The organism is Vibrio sp. YT-19(2023) (assembly GCF_033337395.1).
The window spans coordinates 1-657 of record NZ_JAWOQN010000597.1; the positions used below are offsets into that span (position 1 = coordinate 1).

The window sequence follows — 657 nt, forward strand, 5'->3', positions numbered from 1 at the left end:
TTTTAAGGCGGTGACGGAAGAAAGTTCTGAGGAGGTTGGTGAAGAATCCAAAGAGGAAGAAGCTCCTCGCCCTACAGGTCGACCAAGCTTAAGAGTTATTAAGTAAATAAAAAGCAGCGTTAACGCTGCTTTTTTTATACTTCGGTTTCAAGTTTTTCAATATCGTTTAGTCACTGATGGTAAACGTCTCGACATCTGGATCACTATCATCTTGTGTCTGTGTCTGTGTCTGTGTCTGTGTCTGTGTTGTCACACCGTCGCTAGGTAAATCGACTTTAACTGGTTCTGCGTCTCCGTATTGGAACCCTTTGATCACCTGTTTTACGCCAGAGATATTGCGCGAAATCTCCGTCGCGCGTTCACCTTGCTGAGCGGTTACATAGCCAAACAAAAATACATCACCATCCTCTGTAATGACTTTGACTTTAACGCCATTGAGGTCCGAGTCGGTTAATAGAGCCGATTTTACCTTGGTTGTGATCCAGCTGTCGTTGCTGATTTGCGTCACGCTCAATGGCTCTTTAGCCTTAATTTGGTTATGAATGGTTTTGACGCCATCAATGGCTCTAGCTCGTTGCTCAATTTGATTAATCAAATCTTGAGTTGGAGCTTGGCCCATTAAAACAACCGTACCATTGTACGAGCTCGCAACAACTC

At 44.0% G+C, this 657-nt stretch carries 1 protein-coding gene; it reads right to left on the minus strand.

Going from position 1 to position 657, the window contains the following annotated elements; all coding sequences use genetic code 11:
* Positions 1-166 precede the first annotated feature (166 nt).
* On the minus strand, positions 167-657 hold a 491-nt coding region (locus R7E78_RS27360; protein ID WP_318058784.1), incomplete at its 5' end, for a BON domain-containing protein.